This window comes from Chryseolinea sp. H1M3-3, assembly GCF_029360725.1.
In the GTDB taxonomy this organism is placed as follows: domain Bacteria; phylum Bacteroidota; class Bacteroidia; order Cytophagales; family Cyclobacteriaceae; genus Chryseolinea.
Genome location: NZ_JARKMY010000010.1, coordinates 645,252 through 665,415 on the forward strand (window position 1 = coordinate 645,252; position 20,164 = coordinate 665,415).

Consider the following 20,164-nt stretch of genomic DNA (forward strand, 5'->3'; position numbering starts at 1 on the left):
AATTGCAAAGTAACATTACATATTCCACGTTCTTCGAAATTTGTCTGTTGCTTTCAGTGGCCTTACCGTTGGCTTCATTTATCGTTTCCTTCGCTATTTCTGAAAAATATTCATGGGCAGTATCCATTACTGCGCCACTTTTACTTCTTGTCAGTGCATTGTCATCATCTGTGGTGTTTTTTTCTCTTCATGATGATCAACCTTTTAGTATTGCATGGAACTGGTTTGTCATTTCAGGCCATCCCCTAACGGCTGGCCTGCTGCTGAACAACCTGTCGGCCACCATGCTTTTAGTGGTTACGTTCATTTCTTTTCTAATTCATTTTTATTCCATAGGCTACATGGCTGGCGATTCCAGCATTCGAAAATATTTTGCCATGCTGGGCCTGTTCACTTTCTCCATGCTCATGATTGTGCTGGCTGATAATTTATTATTGTTGTTCGTGGGCTGGGAACTGGTAGGGTTTTCGTCGTACATGTTGATCGGTCATTGGAAGGAAAAGCCCGCTGCAGCCCGTGCAGCAAAAAAGGCTTTCATTTTAAATCGAATTGGTGACGCTGGATTTCTTGTCGGACTCATGTTGTTGTGGACTCATCAAGGCTCGTTCGCACTTAATCAAATAGGCCTTACAGATGCTATGGCCGCCTGGCAAACTGCGGCTTCATTATGTATTTTTTGTGGGGTTGTGGGAAAGTCTGCCCAGTTTCCCTTGCTGACTTGGTTACCTGATGCTATGGAAGGTCCAACACCAGTGTCGGCGTTAATCCATGCTGCAACGATGGTGGCTGCAGGCGTTTACCTTGTGATCAGGACGTTCGCCCTGTTTACACCCATCGCGCTTGATGTCGTTGCTGTTGTCGGAATTATAACGGCTCTCATAGGCGCATTCGCAGCGCTGGGCCAGTATGACATAAAGAAAATTCTTGCGTACTCTACCATATCACAACTCGGGCTGATGGTCACTGCGCTGGGGGCCGGGGCTTCTGACGCCGCATTTCTCCATTTGTTCACGCATGCATTTTTCAAAGCCTGTCTTTTTCTAGCAGCCGGTGCCGTCATTCATGCGTTGCACCATGCGCAGCTCCAGGCCCATGCTCACTTCGATGTTCAAGACGTCAGGAACCTGGGCGGTCTTAGAAAAAAATTACCTGTAGTTTTTATTGTCTTTATATTATCAGGAAGCTCACTTGCCGGCCTCCCCTTCTTCTCTGGTTTTTTATCTAAAGATGCCATCCTAACCGCTTTGATATCATGGGCCGGCGCGGATTTTTCCTGGCAATGGCTTGTAGTCGGCGGAGCTTTTACGGTTACGTTTTTAACGGTCCTGTATACGTTCAAAATGATCTGGTACATATTTTTCGGGTCCGAAAAAAAAACTTCAGAACTTTCTATTTCGGCACCACCTGCCGTAATGCAAGTGCCGCTTTTTACCTTGGCACTGGCTTCTCTGTGGATCATGGTGTCCTGGAATCCCTTTGTTCATACGCGGTGGATGAACCCCGCAATGGAACATAGTTGGAGCGTCACCTTATTTTCAATAGTATGGGTAATTATGGCACTGGCCACAGCATACTTTAGCCGGGAAAAATCTTTTTACGCCGATGTTCTTTTCAATGCGTTTTACGTCGACCGTTTAACTGATTGGATGACAAAAAAAATTGGCCTTAAAGTGCCCGCCATCACAATAACATTAGACAAAAAATGGATTGATGGTTTTATTCATGCCACTGCCTATGTGCAAGTATTAATTGCCCATGTAACAGGTTGGATCGATCGGGCTTTCGTTGATGGAACGGTTAATGGAATGGCCAGTTTTGTAAGAGGCGTGGGTAGCGTAACCCGGACATTCCAAAATGGAAAGATTCAGCTTTATATTTTTTGGTCCATATTTACAATTATTATTTTTCTAATTTGGACGCTGCTTTAAAAGATAGAAAGCGGAATGGCTAACATATACTATTGATGCATCATTACCTGATTTCATTTTTAATATTTAGTCCTCTGGTCGCCGCCTTCGTCGGGCTTTTAATACCAGCCAAATCAGAAAGTTCTTTTCGATACCTGACCCTGATCGCAAATGCATTTCAGATAACTGTGCTTTTTTTTATGCTCGGGTCGTATGAAAACGCTAGCGCGCTTCAGTTTGTTGAGCAACAATCATGGATCACGATAGGCCTTGGGACGTGGGGTACTTTGAAAGCAACGTATTTTGTAGGAGTTGATGGCCTCAGTTTTCCGCTGATCATCCTGTCGGTTTTTATCATGTGCATTGCCACAATTTCGTCTTGGACGGTTAAACAAAATGTGAAAGGTTATTTCATTCTGTTGTTAATTCTAAATGCTTCCATTATCGGTAGCTTCACAGCGCTCGACTTCTTACTGTTCTATCTCTTCTTTGAATTCATGTTGCTGCCGATGTTTTTTCTCATCGCTATTTGGGGCGGTCCCAGAAGAGAATATGCTTCCATAAAATTTTTCTTGTATACCTTGTTGGGGTCGATCTTTATTCTGATCGTCATGATTGGACTTTATGTATCCGTCCACGATCCTTCATCATCTGGAACACTGGTGCATACCTTCAACTTACTGCACATGTCCGAGCCGGTCAACTTCATATCCAACTCTATTCTTGATCCAAATAACCCTTGGCAGATTGGGCCTTATAACGGAAGGCTATGGGCATTCCTGCTTTTGTTTATTGGATTTGCCATTAAACTTCCGATGGTTCCTTTGCATACATGGCTTCCCGATGCCCACGTTGAAGCGTCGACACCCATCTCTGTAATACTCGCCGCCCTGCTATTGAAGATCGGCGGGTATGGTCTCGCAAGAATTGCCTATCCTATTTTTCCAGAAGCCGCTTTGTATTTCGGATGGTTTGTCGGATTGATGGGGGTGATTTCGATTATCTATGGCGCGCTGAACGCGATGGCAAGCAAAGATCTGAAGAGGTTGATTGCTTACTCCTCCGTATCTCACATGGGGTTTGTTTTGTTAGGAATTGCATCGCTTACGGCGGAAGGTGTTACAGGCTCAGTGTACCAAATGTTCAGTCACGGTATAATTTCTGCCATGCTCTTCTTGCTTGCCGGTGTATTGTACGATCGTACACATGACCGAATGATCAATACCTACTCAGGCTTATCTTCTAAAATGAAATCCTATACAACCATGGTACTGATCGCATTCTTTGCTTCGCTTGGGCTGCCAGGTTTTTCTGGCTTCATTGCAGAGATCATGGTTTTTCTTGGTGCATTCAGATCCAACAGTGCCACAGGTGTTTTGCCTGAGAGCTTTGCCATCATCTCCACGCTGGGCTTGATACTGGGAGCAGCCTATTACTTGTGGACACTGCAACGCATGTTTTTTGGACCGTTTAATATCAAAGGACATATTTCAGAGGATCAGATTTTTGATTTGACAAAGCGTGAGTACATCATGCTTGTTCCGCTGGCAGCCGCTACGTTGTGCTTTGGCATTTTTCCCCAGCCCATGCTTTCAGTTATCGACCCCTTTGCCAGACACCTCACAGAATTTGTTTTGACTACGGGCAAGAACCTAACATTAAACCTTTAACCCGTGACAGGTTTATACGACCAGTTAGAATCGGTTCGCGCGAGTTTCGGGTTTTTTATTCCTGAAATGATATTGTGTTCTGCGATCATTATACTCCTTATCGCAGGACTTATAAAACAAGATGCGTCCAAGCTGTTAACTGTTTTAAGCTTCCTTACATTTTCTACATCGCTACTCACGCTGGTTCTCTATTGGCCATTGGAAGATATACCGGTCAATATCTTCAATGGAATGCTTCGTGCCGATAATTTTTCTGCCTATTTAAAAATACTGATCGACGTTGGGGGATTGCTAACCGTGTTGATGACATGGCGGTATCAAAAGCAGCAACATCTATCCGAATACTATGCCCTTATCGTAACTGTCGTGCTAGGCGCGCACTTACTTGTCATGAGTATGAACTTCGTGACGGTTTTCATTGCACTCGAATTGATTTCCATCAGCTCATACATTTTGACAGGCTTTTCTTTTTCAAAATCAGGTGCAGAAGGAAGTCAGAAATATTTTCTTTTCGGATCCGTCGCCTCCGCCGTGATGTTGTATGGATTTACCTTCTTGTATGGAATGACTGGCTCATTTGAATTCGCGTCTCCGGTTTTTGTAAATGCATTAATCAACAACCAGTCCACCTTGTTGCTTGTCGCCGGCAGCATGGCACTCGCAGGGTTCTTGTACAAGATGGCTGCTGCTCCCCTGCATCCCTGGGCGCCCGATGTTTATGAAGCAGCCCCCATGCCAGTGGTGGCCTTTTTTTCGGTCGTTCCGAAACTTGCAGGATTGGGTATTTTAACAAAATTCACGTTGGCTTTGAATTTATTCGGCCAATCGGTTCATGACTGGCAATTTGTTATTTGCCTGGTGAGCATGATCTCCCTCACTGTCGGAAACTTTTCAGCGCTTTTACAAAAACGACCAAAAAGACTGATGGCGTACTCTTCCATTGCCCAATCCGGATTTTTGTTGGTTGGTGTGGCTGCTTTCCTTCCCGGTGGAATTAACTTTATGCTGTTTTACGCCACTGTCTACCTGCTCGTGAACTTTTTGGTTTTCGTCTACCTGCAATATTTTGAAGCTGCAGGTTTTGAAACATTGGAATCTTTTGCAGGCGTCGGACGACAGCTGGTGTGGCCGTGTGTTTTTCTTTTAATGGGTTTTATCGCTTTAACCGGCCTTCCTCCGACAGCTGGATTCACTGCCAAACTTTTCATTTTTTCCTCAACCTGGGAGGCTTATCAGCTCAACGGCAAATCAATTTTGCTTTGGCTGCTGGTTTTTGGCTTACTTAACACAGTTATTTCACTTTTTTATTATTTAAAAATTCCCTTCTATGCCTTCGTAAAAAAGGCCGAATCCAATCCAATTACAAATAATCAAACGTTTGAAAATTTTTTTGGCCTCACATTGGTTCTAGTGATACTCGTCTTGTTCTTCAACCCTGATTTGTTGATGAGATGGATTAATAAAATTAACTTTGCGCTTTAGACTTGCCCGTTATCTGCTATCCGTTAGCCGATGCTTTTAAAAAGGCATAGTAAACGGATATCGTAGGCATTAACGGGAAACGGGATAACAACTAACGGATAACGGACCACGGAAAAATGACAGACCAGATTCTTCATGAGTGCGGAATAGCAATGATCCGACTCCGAAAACCTCTCTCGTATTACATTGAAAAGTACGGTTCCATGTATGCCGTCAATAAGATGTACATCCTGATGGAGAAGCAGCACAACCGCGGTCAGGATGGCGCAGGGATTGCCAATATCAAAATCGACATAGATTCAGGCCATCGATACATTAGCCGTTACCGTTCCATCAAAGCACAACCCGTAGCCCACCTTTTCAAAAAAATCGGCAAAAAATATAAGAAAGCTCAAAAAGAAGGAAAGCAGAAGTTTAGGAATGAAAAGTGGCTGAAAGAAAACGTTGCTTTCAGCGGTGAGCTTTGGCTAGGACATCTTCGTTATGGAACACATGGGATGAACAGTATTGAAAACGTTCATCCCTTTTTGCGTCAAAACAATTGGCGCAGCCGTAATCTTGTGATGGCTGGCAATTTCAACATGACCAATGTTGATGAACTTTTTGATCTCCTGGTTGGGCTCGGTCAGCATCCCAAAGAAAAAGTAGACACTGTTACCGTAATGGAAAAAATCGGGCACTTCCTCGACGAAGAAGTTCAAGGGTTGTTCGATAAATACAAAGACAAATTCTCTAATCGCGAAGTATCCGAGATCATTGAAAACGAATTGAATCTGACGCGCATGCTTCGCAGGGCTTGTAAGGACTTCGATGGTGGTTATACCATGGCAGGATTGATTGGTTCAGGCTCTGCCTTCGTAGTCCGTGATCCCAATGGAATCCGTCCCGCTTACTTTTATGCCAACGATGAAGTGGTTGTAGTAGCATCGGAAAAGCCCGCCATCAAAACAGCATTTAATATTGATTACAATCAGATAGAAGAAATCAAACCCGGCCATGCATTGATCATCGACAAGAGCGGTGACTATAGTCAGCAAATGATCATTCAGCCCGGCGAGAAAAAATCGTGCAGCTTTGAAAGAATTTATTTCTCCCGTGGCAACGATCCCGATATTTATAAAGAACGTAAACAACTGGGGAAACTGCTGGTACCCCAAGTGTTGCGCGCCATTAATTTTGATATCAGAAATACCGTATTCTCTTACATTCCAAATACCGCTGAAACAGCCTTCTATGGTTTGATGGCAGGTATCGAAGATTATCTTATTAAAAAACAAAAGGATATCATTATCGACCAGAAACCATCTGTGGATTCACTCGATGACATTCTTTCTTTCAGACCACGAATCGAAAAGCTGGTATTAAAAGATGTAAAACTACGCACGTTTATTACGGATGATGAGCATCGCGATGAAATGGTAGCGCACGTTTATGATACCACCTACGAAGTAATCAGAAAGGGTATCGATACGTTGGTTGTTATTGATGATTCTATCGTTCGCGGTACTACACTCGAAAAAAGTATTCTTAAAATGCTCGATCGTCTGGAGCCGAAAAAGATTGTTGTGGTTTCCTCAGCTCCACAAATTCGTTTCCCTGATTGTTACGGCATTGACATGAGCCGCATGGGCGACTTCGTTGCATTCAGGGCGATGGCTGCCTTACTGAAAGACAGAGGCAAGGATTACATTCTCGGTGAAGTTTATGAAAAATGTATTCGCGCGCGTGGCCATCAAACTCAGCTTAACTATGTAAAAGAACTCTACGCGCAATTCACATACGAAGAGATTTCGGCAAAAATTTCGCAGATCGTTAAACCCGCCGATATGAAAGCCGATGTAGAGGTAGTTTTCCAAACCGTAGAAAATTTGCATAAGGCGATTCCGCATCACTCCGGTGATTGGTATTTCACAGGAAATTATCCAACGCCCGGCGGAATGAAAGTTGTTAACCGCTCTTATGTTAACTACATGGAGGGAAAGCTGGTGCGGGCTTACTAAATGAAGCGAGCGCAACAAAACACCATTTGACGCTTCGCCCAAGTAAAAAATAATCGATTGTAAATTCCTGCTGCTATCGTTTGATAGACCTTCCGTTAGCAACATATATTTCTTTTCACTCATTACGCGGTAGTTTTTCATCCCGTTTCATCCCCCGTGTTTATTTTTTACCTATTTTAATAGGTAGATAATTAACCCTATATCTATGAAGAGAAATTTACTTCTAACAGTCGTCTGCCTGGTATTTCTTTATGTACCAGTGTTCGGACAAGAAAGAGTAATTTCAGGAAAGGTGACCTCTGCTGAAGATGGCTCTCCCGCACCTGGAGTTAATGTGCTTATCAAAGGGACAACCATTGGTACAGCCACCGATGCAGAGGGCATGTATACCTTGAATGTTCCTGCCGGCAACAACACACTTGTATTTTCATTTATCGGTTTTAAAACGATCGAACGGGAGATTGGCGCGTTAACCGTCGTCGACGCTGTTTTAGAACCTGATGCTGTTCAGCTGACAGAGCTGGTGGTTGTTGGATACGGAACACAGATTAAACAGGATCTTACCGGAAATGTAGCCAAAGTAAAAGGTGACGACATAAAAGGTATCCCCGTAACAACCTTTGAACAAGCCTTACAAGGACGTGCTGCCGGGGTATTTGTTGAAGCGGGTACGGGAAAGTTAGGCCAGGGAATGAAAATTCGTATTCGTGGTGCTTCCTCTGTTTCAGCAGATAATCAACCGTTGTATGTTGTCGACGGTATACCCGTTACGTCACAAAATCAGTCCAGCTTTACGGCTAACACCAATCCACTGACAGACCTTAATCCAAATGATATCGAGTCAGTTGATATCCTTAAAGACGCGGCTGCCTCAGCGATCTATGGATCAAGGGCTGCAAATGGTGTTGTACAGATTACCACCAGGCGCGGTAAAACGGGAAAAACTAAATTTAATGTTAGCTATGTTTCCGGTGTAAGTACCCCTACCAACAGACGGGAATTCTTAAATACAGAGGAGTACGTGGAGCTGTTTATGGAATCCAGGGCAAACACTGATGCTACTACGCTTACTTCTTTAGAGAACAGATTTGATCGGTACGGAGCAGGCAACCGGGACAGTTGGCAAAATCCTGCGTCTCCCAACTATGTTGATACAGATTGGCAAGATCAGGTGTTCAGAAAAGGAGGATTTAATCAAATTGATATTAGCGCTAGCGGCGGCAATGAAAAAACTCAATTTTTCATTTCAGGCTCCATGAGCGATCAGGAGGGCATTATTGTTAATAACGATCTAACACGGTTAGGAGGTAGAATTAATCTCGATCATAAAGCCACCGACAAGTTTTCAGTAGGCGTTAATTTCAGTTTGAATCGAACGATTAACTATCGGGTAGCCGACGATAATGCATTCTCCACACCCATGCAGATTATTGCACTGTCGCCTATGACCCCCGTTATAGATCCGCGCACCAATTTAACGAGTGGCGCATTAGATGTTAACAGTGGTAATCCAAACACGAATTTTCCAATTTATTATAATCCTTTGCTGGATCTTGAATACGCCCAACGCACCACGACTATCTTTAGAAACCTTGGTACGTTTTACGCCGCTTATAATTTCACAAAATCGCTTTCGTTCAGAACGGAAACCGGCTATGACCTCTTAAACCAACACGAAGATGCATACTATGGTCGTGAAACAGCGAGAAATTCAAGTGCACCAAGAGGATTAGGAAATGATACCTGGACCCAAGTTTTCAACTATACAACCAACAACTATTTTACGTTCACAAAGGCGTTAGATCAACATAATATTGAAGTTGTTGCTGGTATGAGTTTTCAGGAATCGCATACCGATTACAGCGACCTTACCGCTCAGCAATTCCCCAGCAACGCCTTTAAAGAAATTACTTCTGCAGCCAAAATTACGGCTGGTGTCACGGAAGAAACAGCCTTTAGTTTCTTGTCTTATTTTGCCCGCGCAAACTACAAATTCAAAAATCGATACCTCCTTGGTGTGAGTGGTCGAATCGATGGATCATCGCGTTTCGGTAAGGATAACCGCTACGGATTTTTCCCAGCGATATCAGCAGGATGGGTTTTGAGCGAAGAAGGGTTTCTGTCGGGTAACAGCGTCATAGAATTTTTAAAGCTAAGAGCAAGTTATGGTGTAACAGGAAATGCGGAAATCGGAAATTTTGACTCACGCGGATTATACAAAGGCGTAGGCTATGCGGGCGTCCCGGGGCAAAGTCCAGAAAGACTTGAAAACCCTGACTTGGGATGGGAGCAAACAAAACAAACGGATATCGGAATCGATTTTGGATTGTTTAATAATCGCATCAGCGGTGAGTTGGATTATTATGTAAAAAATACTACTGATCTGTTATTGAATGTAAATCTGCCGGGTCACTCGGGATTCCGCACACAAACCAGAAACGTTGGTGAGTTGGAAAATAAAGGATTTGAAATTGTGCTGAATACAGCAAATCTCGTGGGCGAATTAAAATGGAACACCAGCTTCAATTTTTCAAAAAACAAAAACAAAATAACCAATCTGCAAGATCAAGTTATTCAAGGCGATTTTCTTTCACGTGCAGTTGAAGGCGAACCTATCGGGATTTTTTATGGTCCGAAATACGCCGGTGTAGATCCTGACAACGGTGATGCTTTGTATTGGGCAAAAGACACCGATGGTACGCTTATTAAAACCAACGACTACAACGCCGCAGAGCTAATGAAAGTCGGCGATCCAAATCCCGACTTTATGTTAGGCTTAACCAATAGTTTCTCCTATAAGGGAATAGACCTGAGCGTCTTGTTTACCGGAGTTTTTGGATATCAGGTGTATAACGGAGGTGGTAAATTCATGACCGCCAACGGCGACTTCTTTGATAACCAAACCCGTGATCAGTTGGCTCGCTGGCAAAACCCCGGGGATATTACAGATGTTCCTCAGGCACGTCTGTTTGGTGCAAATGGCACTGGAGAATCATCACGCTATGTTTATGACGCAGGGTATCTCCGGTTAAAAACAATTACGTTGGGATATATGCTTCCGCAATCTTTTATCAGCAAAGCTAAATTACAATCCGTGCGGATCTACGCCAGTGCACAAAACCTTCTAACATTTACGGATTATGAAGGATGGGATCCTGAAGTTAATTCAGACACCTATGCGAGCACTTCAACAAGTCAAACCACCGGAAACATCAACCAGGGTATTGACTTTTATTCCGCTCCTCAGCCAAAGACAATTACATTCGGTATCAACATTGGATTTTAATTGAACCTATATGAATAAGAAAATATTAGCACTTTCATTTATATTGATTGCTTCACTCGTGTCAATACGCTGTGGAGATCAACTGGATCTTGAGCCAAACAATAGCATTGACGCGAACAACGCTCTGAAAACCTCCGCCGATGTTGAAGCTTTGATGGTAGGCGCCTATGATGCTTTAAGCGACATTGATGTTTATGGTGGAAATATTCAAATGGACGCCGAGTTAATGGGTGACAACGGTGAACTTTTTTGGGACGGAACCTTCGTATCTCCAGGGGAAATCTGGACAAAAAGTATGTTAATCAATAACGACCAAGCTGAAGCTACTTGGCTGGATAGTTATGAAACAATAAACATATGCAATAACGTACTGGCTAACCTCGACCTGGTAACAGAAGATCGCAGAGATCGCATCGAAGGTGAAGCAAGATTCATCAGGGGAACAGTTTACTTTGAATTGGTTAGAAGTTATGCGAGAACCTGGACCGATGGAACTCCTGCATCTAACCCCGGAGTTCCCATTGTGACGGAGCCTACGACAACTGAAAATGCCATGGCAAAAGTGTCAAGAAGCAGTGTAGCAGAAGTGTACGATCTGGTTATCGACGATTTGACCTCAGCAGAAACCCTGCTTCCGGAAGAGAACGGTTTCTTCGCGACAACATACGCGGCCAGTGCGATACTTTCCAGGGTTTATCTGATGCAAAATAATTATGCTGATGCCGCTGAAGCAGCCAACAGGGTCATTGAGTCAGGCATCTATGGCCTTACCAACAGATATGCAGACGCGTTTAACAAAGGATCGCAGGAAGGTGGAAACGCCACCATAGAAGATGTGTTTGCTATTCAAATCAATTCGCAGGATGGTGTTAACGATATGAATACGTATTTCGCCTCATCCGATTACGGAGGCCGTGGTGATATATACATCGAGCTTGCACACTTTGAGCTATACGAACCAAACGACGATCGCCTGAATTTATTCTATGATGACGAGCGTACCGGCAAATGGAATAATCAGTTTGGAAATGTAAATATCGTTCGTCTTGCTGAAATGTATCTTACCCGTGCAGAAGCAAATTTCCGGGAAGGGACAAACCTGGGCGACACACCACTCAACGACATCAACCTCATCCGCGAAAGAGTGAATCTCGACCCGCTGGTAGTGCTTACGTTAGATGATATCTTGCTGGAACGCCACCTGGAACTTGCCTTCGAAGGACATCTCATTCATGATATTAAAAGGACACAGTCTAACGTTGGAGATCTTCCTTTCGATGCCCCTGAATTGATATTTCCAATTCCATTGCGCGAGCTTAACATCAACCCTGATTTAGGTCAAAACGACGCATATTTATAAACCGAAAAATCTTTCTGAATTTATCGTAGAGACGCAATGCATTGCGTCTCTACGTTTTTTAGGGCAAATAGAAATCAAAGACAATCCGGTTCATACATTTAAAATGTCCTTTCGGACATTTATCATATCCCCTGGCTGTGCATGGTCTGCACGAGATACGGTTATTTTCTAAAACTGTAAACTTGGTACGGTAGGGATACCCGCCAAACAATAAAATGGTATTTCCCCACAACCCGATAATTTCCTTTTTAAAGGCAGAGGCTACGGCGATAAATTCATTGTCAAAAGTGAAAACTCCACGCGACTGCCGGACTACGCTGGCCATTTGATTGAAATTAAATTTACCACAAGCATTGTAAACAATTGTGCGTTTATTTAACTCCAACAAGCCTTCCTCGTAACTGATGGAAACTGATTTACCAAAAAAACTACTGACCACTTCACCAATTTCAAAATCCTGCTTGGATCCAAGCAAAACGATAGGTTTGTTTATCTTATCACAAAGCTCAATCATCCTGTCAACGGTGAGCTTACGGGTATTGTAGGAAGCGCCAATACAGAACACAAAGTATCCCTGTTGAAAATCCGCTGGCAACCATTCCCTGGCAACCTTATCCTTTTCTGGAATGAAGTAATCCAAACCCAATTCATCTGGTTTTATTTTAAGGCCCTCCAGACTGTCGAACATCCGGTTTACCAGGTGCTGATTTGGTAACTGATCAATTTTAAGATTGATCATCAACCATCGCTTCCATCGAATAGATTTCAAATGATAGGCCTTGGAATTTAATAACAACGCCAATGCCTTGGATGCCCAATCTTCCCTTAGGTTAATAACAAGGTCAAACTTTTCACTTTTCAGTCGACGAAAGTTCTTCCAAACCGAGGGCTGCGAAAAATGAATCTGATCCACATACGGGTTCTCATCCAGCGTAAAGGCCGATGACAAATGAGCAAGCACATGAACCTCCACATCATCCAGCTGGACTTTTATTGTCCTAATGATAGGTGTAGCAAAAACTGCCTCAGCAAGTGTCGATCCGCAAATGATTAAAGCCTTCAAAGTGTTGAGGTGTTGAGGTTCTAAGTGTTAAAGTTTTGAATATACCCGCCCCGTCGCGCAGGTTTTTAATATGGGGTGTGGCCGGATTAGGTAAGCACCGGGTGTGATTATTTCATATTTAATAGCATTGGACGTACAATGTTCGCATGCAGTTGGAATTTATTTAATGATAACGAAATTATATTTTCCTTACATTATTTAATCCGCCCAGCCATCAAACCTTAATCCTGAAAATACAAAGACTATTTACTAATTTGTACAATAAAAGTTATACGTATGAACTATTGGTTAGTTAAAAGTGAACCCAGCACTTTTTCTTGGGACGATCTGGTAAGGGATAAAAAAACCGTTTGGGATGGCGTCCGAAATTTTCAAGCCCGCAACAACTTAAAAGCCATGAAAAAAGGTGATCTCGCTTTCTTCTATCATAGTAACGAAGACAAAGCCATCGTTGGAATCAGCAAAATCATCAAGGAAGGGTATCCCGAGCCAAAAGATAACAACTGGGTAGCCGTCGACCTCGCCCCCGATAGAAAACTAAAAAATCCTGTTACCCTTGCACAAATTAAAGCTGATAAACGTTTAGCTAATATGGTATTAGTAAAAGCTTCGAGACTGTCAGTCCAACCTGTAAAAGCCGAAGAATTCGACCTCATACTGGCTTTAAGCGAAACAAAATGAAATTATCACTGTCTATGAATGGCTACACTGTGTTCAACACTTTCCTGTTTGGGCTGGCTTTGCTTTGCAGCGTATCCGCTCCTGCACAAATATCCCAAACGCAACGCTATGAACGTGAGCAAAAAAATTCAGACGACTATTACAATATTATTTCCCTAAAAGAAGAAGGACTTGCTTTATTCCGCGAACGCGATAAATATAAAAGCAATAATCAACTTTGGGAACTCACCGTACTTGACACGGCCCTGCAAGAAAAATTTACGTTGGACCTGGAAGTAAACGACAGGTATAAAATGATCGGCTACGAAGTTTCCCCCGGCCATTTATTCCTGCTTTACCGAACCGGCGAGACAACAAAGAATGATTTTGAATTGCACGAAGTAAATTTAAAAAGCAAAGAGACGGCTCGCTATCAAATTAAACCGGAACTTGATTTTAAACTCACACATTTTAATAAAGCAGGGACCAATTTCGTTTTTGGTGGATATGTAAACAACGAACCTGCCATTGTGCTGTACGAATTACCTGCAAAACAACTTCGCGTGATCCCTGGATTTTTTCAAAAGGACACCGAGTTGGTGGATCTTCGTACCAACCAAAACAACACCTTTAACACGGTCCTAATCGATCGTGGTTCTAAGGACAATCGCAAGCTTGTTCTCAGAACTTTCGATGAAACCGGAAAGCAATTGCTGGAAGATGTCATCCCCATTGAAGAAGAGAAATCATTACAGACTGGCATATCAAGTGCATTGGAACGTGAAGACCTTGCCATCATGGGAACTTGGGGCGAACGTAATTCAAAGCAAGCGAAAGGATTCTACTTTTTAAACGTGGATCCATTTCAGGATCAGAAAATCAAGTATGTCGACTTCGGCCAGCTCACCAATTACCTGGATTATCTTCCTCCCAAAAGAGCGGAACGCCTCAAACAAAATTCTCGTGATGATGCTGCAGCAGGCAGAGTACCCAGTTATATGAATTATGTGATGCCCTTTAAAGTGACAGAATACCCGGAAGGATTTCTGTTGCTGGCAGAAGTGTATAGCCCGGTTTCAAGCATGAATCCATACTATTCGAGCCCGTACTATTATAATCCTTATTATAGCCCCTACGGATTTTATCCCTATGGATATTACTATTCCGGATTAAGCAGGATGTATCGTCCCTACATGTATAATAATAACACCCGAAACACAAATGAAATCAGGACCACTGAAACGGTTTTATTATCCTTTAGCAGCGATGGAAAGATTAATTGGGATCATAGTATTGAATTGGATGAAATGAAATTGCCAGGCATTGAGCAGGTTTCTGATTATCATCTCTCCAGTGATAGCCTTTATTTTATTTATAAGAAGGAATCGGAACTAAAAGTAAAAGTAATAGGTATTCAAGATAACCAGGCAAGAGAGAATACGATTAAAGTAAAAACAAGCGACCCGGTAGATGAGATCAGGTCTGAAAAAGAACTGGAGGGTGGCGTTCGTTACTGGCTACAAAATTCTTTTTACGTTTGGGGCTATCAGACAATTCGAAACACAACCAAACAGGACCGCGTAAGGGATGTTTTTTACATTAACAAAGTGGTGGTTAAGTAATGGAGTTGCATTATTCCTTCTCTTAACGTTTTTTCAATCCGGCAATGCGCAGCAGGTATTGCAGACAAATCGTTATGAACTTCCCGTTGAGAAAAACGACTATTATGAGGTAATGCCTTCGCAGGAGGATGGCATCTACCTTCACCGACGATTGCACGCTTCGGATGATGACAAAATTGAATTGATAAAATTGGATACCGCCTTCCTGGTAAACTGGAAAGGTTACTTATCCATTGACAAACGAATGTCGCTCATTGCCAAAAGGGCGATCGGCGGAAATTTCTTCTTGTTACTCCGACATCCCGACCTGAAACGCAATAACATGCAGCTTTTCGCTGTGTCGCAGGCCAACGGTAACTACATCAACTACCAGGTCAAAAACTTCATTCCTTTTGTTCCCACAGAATTTCAGGTGACAGAAAAGGCGGCGTTGATTGGCGGGTATTTCAATCAGGTTCCAGTAGTACTTTATTTTTCATTTACTACACAACGTTCGAAGATTCTCCCAGGTCTGCTGAATGAGAGTGGTGAACTTACGCAGGTAAAAACTTTTCCGGACGGAACATTTGATGTCTTAATCAGCGCACGAAATCACCTGAAGCAACAAACCGTATGGATAAAAAGCTACGACGCAAATGGCGAACTTCAAAGTAATTACGCCCTTAATCCCGAAGAAAATAAACACTTGATCTTTGCACGCGCGATGAAGACAGAAGAAGACGTGCAATTGATCGCCGGCGTATATGGCGGCCGTAATTCGGAATATTCACGCGGACTTTTTTTGGCCAGCGTGTCGCCTGATGGCGTACAACAATTACGCTATTACAACTATGGCGACCTGGAGAATTTTTTTAAATACATGAAAGCTAAACGGGAGCAGCGAGTAAAAGACAGGATTGAACGCCGCAAAGTGAAAGGCAAAAAAATCAAGTTTAGTTACCGTTTTCTCGTTCACGAGATTGTGCCCTACAATAACCAATTTATCCTGTTAGGCGAAGCATTTTATCCGCGTTATAAATCCGTTGAAACCAGCTATGGATTTTTCTCAGGGAACCCTGCATATAACAGTATCCGTAACGGACGCGTATTTGATGGCTATAGCTATACCCATGCCGTTGTAATGGGGTTTGATGAAAACGGAAAACTTTTATGGGATAACAGCTTCGAAATAAACGATGTTAAAACTTTTACACTTGAACAATTCGTAAAACTTGAAATCCAGGAAGACCGCATTGCGTTGCTCTACCTTTTCGAGAACGAACTCCGCAGCAAGATCATTCAGAATAACGAAGTGCTGGAAGGAAAAACCTTCGAGCCCATCAAGACGATAAGAGAAAATGAGATCATAAAAAAAGAAGAAACCGAAATCAGCAAATTAGATTATTGGTACCAGGATTTCTTCTACGCCTACGGCATCCAGGAAATAACAAATCCAAAGACCGGAAAAAGGCGTGTGTTTTTTATTAATAAAATTAGTTGCCAGTAAGGACACCCGGGAATTGGTCTTAAGGAAAGGAATCAAATGTTTGAAAGACCTCCTCTCTCAATTTACCAATGTCTAAAAGAATTGGCTGTTCGAAAGAACCCGACCCCCGGTTACCGAAGTCCTGAGCAAGGGTTCGCGCCATGGCCCGTGCGGGCGCAGAAGGATCTGCCCCTGCCGAAAGAGCACCCCTGGAACACCGTACTAACTAACCTGCGACAGATCCATCATTGCGGTTACCAACACACATCCATCACTCAGGAAATCGGATGGCAAAGGAGCGGCTCGAATTTCATCCCCACAAAGTCCCGCTAGGGACGATATACCGGTAGAAAAACATTTTACGCGCAACGTAATCCCGTTAGGGATGGCATATAATTGCCTACTAAAATCCGTACAATTCTATGGTCCAGCTAACGCGGACGAAACGACTCTCATCTAAATCCTCTTGATTACCTCACCCCTTACAAATCCTCCTCAGCGGAACTCATTATTAACCGTACGGCTGCCATCATGCCGGCTATTGCAAACATAGTTCCCACCGTTCGCTTCGAGGTGGCACTGTTTTTTGAATTGCCGATCCCATATTCCATCGCAATTGCAGCAAACACCGGCGAGACAAAAGTGGAATCATAGTTCTGAACTACAAACTTTTTAGTCTTCCCCTCGAAGTAATAAAAACTTTTCACAACCTCTTTCTCTCCAGCAAAATAACCCCAACTGGTTTTGCCAGTCTGCTGCCATTTCAACTGCTTTCCATCAGGCAACACAACATTGTTTCGATTGATATCATTTAGAAACACCGTTGCCAATAATTTACCAGAACTATCCTGCACCTCTTGAAATCGGCCATGCTTGCTATTCTTAACAACAAACTTGTATGAAACGTCATTGATATTAACAACGCTTCCGGATGTCTTGCGATCAATCTTTTTATATTCAGAAAAAGTAATCGAATCAGTTTTGCTGGTGAGCTTGACAAGTTTGTCTTTCTTGGAAAAACTGTAGGTTTGGGTTTGCCCGAGGCTGACAAGAGAAGTACAACATAAAATGAATAAGGGTAACAGGTTTTTCATGACAGCATTTTAGGGCATAACTTTAACTAGACTACTCTGACTTATTTGTAAGCTCAGCTATTTTTTTCTCCAGCAATTCGATTTTTTTATTTTGCTCAATTAAATAGAGTGTGAGTTCCTCTACCTTTTGAAGGAGTTTCATATCCATTTTACCAAGTTCCAATCCATTCTTTTCCATTTCTTTGGCGGGTTCAATGTCGGGAAGATGTTTGTTATCTTTAATGAATTTTTCTACTTCAGATAATTCCTTTAGTTGATAATTCGCATCAAACACGAAATCTGCTCCAGTAGTATTTACTACTATTTCGTTCGAACGAACTGATCCACTTATATCTAACTTATAAATAGGATTCACTTGCGTTAGTTTTCCGATTAAAACATTCCCACCGTCTGGGATGAAAATAAGTTTGGTATTTGCGCCCTCACCTTCGCCTATTTTAATTTTCGTTTCCCACGTACTTGTTCCAGTTCCAATCTGAAAGTAAAAATTTCCTTCTTGCGCATTTCTGAGAATTCTAAAACCAGTTGTGCCGTTAGCTCTGCTGATTGTAAACGCATGATCACTGTTGGAAGCAATGTGTAATTGTGAAGACGGTATTGGTTCCGATACCCGTGTTGCCATTATTATCGATAGTCATTTTAATATCACTTTCTGAATCCGATAGTCCAAGAGCAAATCCTAATTTTCGCAAGGTACCTGTGCCGTTTTTTGATGAGCCCAAAATATGATAGCTAGGGCTAATTAAATGATAAAAGTAGGAATCATTTCCTGCGTCATTGTTTCGGCCAAGAAATGTATAACCCCCGCATTGTAATTTTACTACCTGCATAGTTCCACCCCTCAAATCGATCTTGTGACTAGGAGTGGGTGTACCTATTCCTAAGCTACCGTCAATTGTATAATTTCCATTAATGTTGTATTGCCCGTAAGTATTAATTAATAATGTGACGAGTAGAAGAATTGTCAAAGTGGTTTTCATACAATGGGTTTTTAACGTACGTCTTATTTTCTTGGAGCAATCCCCGCCTTTAAAGTATCGCTGTTGAAAAAGTATTTCGATCAATTTATCGGAAGTTGGGTTTTGTTCCCGATCAAGCATTGTTTTTTGCAAGGCTATTTACGGCTTTAATTCAGGTTCCGCACCGTTCACTCGCCTTGGCTTCTTCTTCAAAGGCAACTCCAAACCCATCCGAACATTAAATCTGTTTATATAGGGGCTTTTCTTTTCAGGATTATATAGGTTGTAAATCATTTGAACGTTTCCTTTTAACGTCTTGGAGAGTTGAAAATCTTTTTTTATTCCCGCGAAATAACTCGCTACCAAACCTCTACCAACTATATCGGACCCCCTGAGGGGTGTAGCGCGCAAAGGGCTTCTCATTACTTCCATTTCCCCTTTTAACCAAAAGTTTTCTTTCGCCTTGAAATGAATGAAACTACGCAAACCATAAATGTGATTTTTGGCATCCCAACTCGCTTTATCAAAATCATAAGCAAGCCGCTCGTTCCAGCCCAGGCCGGCAACAAATCTTCCAGAGATTTTATAGGCTAAAGTAGGATTCAGGTCAAGCCAGACCGATCCCTGTTTTTGAAATTGTAGCGCAAGGCCTGGAACAACACGTTCAATGAATGGCTTATCCTTCAATGGATTTTGACGCTTGGCAAACAAATCGACCACGCCTTCGGTATCGGGCATCTTTGCTTTTAGTTTTGACAATTGCTGCATCGCCGCTTTTAATTCTTCCTCATGGCCAGCAAAATGATTGATAGCTTCTTGTTTCGCTTTGTTCAATGCTTCTTCTTTGGCCACTTCCGGATCGTAATAACGCTTGGCCTGATCCGCCAAATCAATTTGCTTTTTTACTTCTTCTACTTCGTCCAATTCGGAAAGTTTATCTTCCCATTGGTCAGTGTTTTTTATTTCATCGAGTTTACCAGGATCAAAATCTTTGATTTCTTTTTGATAATCTTTTACCTGGTCAGTTATCTCGGTTATTTTCTCCGAATAATTTCCCATACCTGCTGGTTTGCTGACGGAAGGAATGGACGGTTGTTCTATGCCAGGCATGGATGCACCCAATAAATCTGCTTGCGGCATTTCTACGCCACCAGTTTTAATATTTGACATAGATCCATTCGGTAAATTTAGATTTTCGACATCACCTCCAGGTAATGAAACAGAAGGTAATGAAGGCAAGCCTTGATCAGACGATAAGTCGCTCACGCCGTTTTGTTGAAAGCCAGAAAGTTTAGTATAAACTCTTGCACGACCTTTTGCCAAAAGGCTATCTGCTGTAATTGCCTTTTTGCCCACTTCATTTGGCAACTGGGTTTTGCGATCTAGCTTTGTTTTTTTTAATGATAAACTATCCAATTGTGATGAGGTACGCATTACCATTTTGTTTACTAAAACCTTTTGATTTGACGTTCTAGTAAGACTGTCGAGCCTCAACGAGAAAGGACGCTCTTGTACATATAATTTTCGTATTAAACGGATATATTGATGGTCACATAATTCTATGTTGTCACTTATTTTTTCAATTTGCGGAGTAGG

The 20,164-nt window shown here is 42.4% G+C and carries 14 protein-coding genes; 9 read left to right on the forward strand and 5 right to left on the reverse strand.

Translation table 11 applies throughout. The annotated features are described in order from the left end of the window. The first annotated feature begins 2 nt into the window (after window positions 1-2). The 6 genes from P2W71_RS19595 to P2W71_RS19620 all read left to right on the forward strand — a co-directional run bounded on the left by P2W71_RS19595 (window position 3) and on the right by P2W71_RS19620 (window position 11,705). Window positions 3-1,928 carry an NADH-quinone oxidoreductase subunit L gene (locus P2W71_RS19595; protein ID WP_276373014.1) on the forward strand — a complete coding sequence of 642 codons (1,926 nt, stop codon included), beginning with the start codon at window positions 3-5 and terminating at the stop codon, window positions 1,926-1,928. Between the two features lie 35 nt (window positions 1,929-1,963). Further along, window positions 1,964-3,577 carry an NADH-quinone oxidoreductase subunit M gene (locus P2W71_RS19600; protein ID WP_276373015.1) on the forward strand — a complete coding sequence of 538 codons (1,614 nt, stop codon included), beginning with the start codon at window positions 1,964-1,966 and terminating at the stop codon, window positions 3,575-3,577. Between the two features lie 3 nt (window positions 3,578-3,580). Continuing rightward, window positions 3,581-5,059, forward strand: a complete 1,479-nt coding sequence (locus P2W71_RS19605) for an NADH-quinone oxidoreductase subunit N (RefSeq protein ID WP_276373016.1) — start codon at window positions 3,581-3,583, stop codon at window positions 5,057-5,059. Between the two features lie 116 nt (window positions 5,060-5,175). Further along, the gene (locus P2W71_RS19610; protein ID WP_276373017.1) at window positions 5,176-7,059 is read left to right on the forward strand and encodes an amidophosphoribosyltransferase; all 1,884 of its coding nucleotides are present in this window, start codon (window positions 5,176-5,178) and stop codon (window positions 7,057-7,059) included. A gap of 205 nt (window positions 7,060-7,264) precedes the next feature. After that, a complete protein-coding gene (locus tag P2W71_RS19615) occupies window positions 7,265-10,345 on the forward strand; it encodes a TonB-dependent receptor (protein ID WP_276373018.1) in 3,081 nt (1,026 codons plus the stop codon). A 10-nt stretch (window positions 10,346-10,355) separates the two neighbouring features. After that, the gene (locus tag P2W71_RS19620) at window positions 10,356-11,705 is read left to right on the forward strand and encodes a RagB/SusD family nutrient uptake outer membrane protein (RefSeq protein WP_276373019.1); all 1,350 of its coding nucleotides are present in this window, start codon (window positions 10,356-10,358) and stop codon (window positions 11,703-11,705) included. A 58-nt stretch (window positions 11,706-11,763) separates the two neighbouring features. Here P2W71_RS19620 and P2W71_RS19625 read toward each other — a convergent pair whose 3' ends face one another. After that, entirely contained in the window at window positions 11,764-12,768 is a 1,005-nt protein-coding gene (locus P2W71_RS19625; RefSeq protein WP_276373020.1) for a glycosyltransferase family 9 protein, read from the reverse strand. Window positions 12,769-13,044: 276 nt separating this feature from the next. Here P2W71_RS19625 and P2W71_RS19630 point away from each other — a divergent pair, with 276 nt between their 5' ends. The 3 genes from P2W71_RS19630 to P2W71_RS19640 are packed head-to-tail and all read left to right on the forward strand — an operon-like array spanning window position 13,045 to window position 16,536. Continuing rightward, window positions 13,045-13,449: an EVE domain-containing protein gene (locus P2W71_RS19630; protein WP_276373021.1), complete on the forward strand. Its 405-nt coding sequence runs from the start codon at window positions 13,045-13,047 to the stop codon at window positions 13,447-13,449. Beyond that, a complete protein-coding gene (locus tag P2W71_RS19635) occupies window positions 13,446-15,050 on the forward strand; it encodes a hypothetical protein (RefSeq protein ID WP_276373022.1) in 1,605 nt (534 codons plus the stop codon). Before P2W71_RS19630 ends, P2W71_RS19635 begins: the two co-directional genes overlap by 4 nt. Next, window positions 15,016-16,536 (forward strand): hypothetical protein, encoded by a 1,521-nt coding sequence (locus P2W71_RS19640; RefSeq protein WP_276373023.1) that lies wholly within the window; start codon window positions 15,016-15,018, stop codon window positions 16,534-16,536. The genes P2W71_RS19635 and P2W71_RS19640 overlap by 35 nt, the downstream gene beginning before the upstream one ends. A 461-nt stretch (window positions 16,537-16,997) precedes the next feature. Here the strand turns inward: P2W71_RS19640 and P2W71_RS19645 are convergent, their stop codons facing one another. The 4 genes from P2W71_RS19645 to P2W71_RS19660 all read right to left on the reverse strand — a co-directional run bounded on the left by P2W71_RS19645 (window position 16,998) and on the right by P2W71_RS19660 (window position 20,002). Then, window positions 16,998-17,609, reverse strand: a complete 612-nt coding sequence (locus P2W71_RS19645) for a hypothetical protein (RefSeq protein ID WP_276373024.1) — start codon at window positions 17,607-17,609, stop codon at window positions 16,998-17,000. 31 nt (window positions 17,610-17,640) lie between these two features. Beyond that, window positions 17,641-18,231 (reverse strand): hypothetical protein, encoded by a 591-nt coding sequence (locus P2W71_RS19650; protein WP_276373025.1) that lies wholly within the window; start codon window positions 18,229-18,231, stop codon window positions 17,641-17,643. Then, window positions 18,170-18,589, reverse strand: coding sequence for a hypothetical protein (locus P2W71_RS19655; protein ID WP_276373026.1), 420 nt, complete (start codon window positions 18,587-18,589; stop codon window positions 18,170-18,172). Before P2W71_RS19655 ends, P2W71_RS19650 begins: the two co-directional genes overlap by 62 nt. A gap of 138 nt (window positions 18,590-18,727) precedes the next feature. Next, window positions 18,728-20,002: a hypothetical protein gene (locus P2W71_RS19660; RefSeq protein ID WP_276373027.1), complete on the reverse strand. Its 1,275-nt coding sequence runs from the start codon at window positions 20,000-20,002 to the stop codon at window positions 18,728-18,730. Between the last annotated feature and the right edge of the window lie 162 nt (window positions 20,003-20,164).

Coding starts and splice junctions, on each gene's coding strand:
- P2W71_RS19600 (WP_276373015.1), top strand. CDS start 1,964: ATGCATCATTACCTGATTTCATTTTTAATATTTAGTCCTCTGGTCGCC.
- P2W71_RS19610 (WP_276373017.1), top strand. CDS start 5,176: ATGACAGACCAGATTCTTCATGAGTGCGGAATAGCAATGATCCGACTC.
- P2W71_RS19615 (WP_276373018.1), top strand. CDS start 7,265: ATGAAGAGAAATTTACTTCTAACAGTCGTCTGCCTGGTATTTCTTTAT.
- P2W71_RS19620 (WP_276373019.1), top strand. CDS start 10,356: ATGAATAAGAAAATATTAGCACTTTCATTTATATTGATTGCTTCACTC.
- P2W71_RS19630 (WP_276373021.1), top strand. CDS start 13,045: ATGAACTATTGGTTAGTTAAAAGTGAACCCAGCACTTTTTCTTGGGAC.
- P2W71_RS19635 (WP_276373022.1), top strand. CDS start 13,446: ATGAAATTATCACTGTCTATGAATGGCTACACTGTGTTCAACACTTTC.
- P2W71_RS19640 (WP_276373023.1), top strand. CDS start 15,016: ATGTTTTTTACATTAACAAAGTGGTGGTTAAGTAATGGAGTTGCATTA.
- P2W71_RS19645 (WP_276373024.1), bottom strand. CDS start 17,609: ATGAAAAACCTGTTACCCTTATTCATTTTATGTTGTACTTCTCTTGTC.
- P2W71_RS19650 (WP_276373025.1), bottom strand. CDS start 18,231: ATGGCAACACGGGTATCGGAACCAATACCGTCTTCACAATTACACATT.
- P2W71_RS19655 (WP_276373026.1), bottom strand. CDS start 18,589: ATGAAAACCACTTTGACAATTCTTCTACTCGTCACATTATTAATTAAT.
- P2W71_RS19660 (WP_276373027.1), bottom strand. CDS start 20,002: ATGCGTACCTCATCACAATTGGATAGTTTATCATTAAAAAAAACAAAG.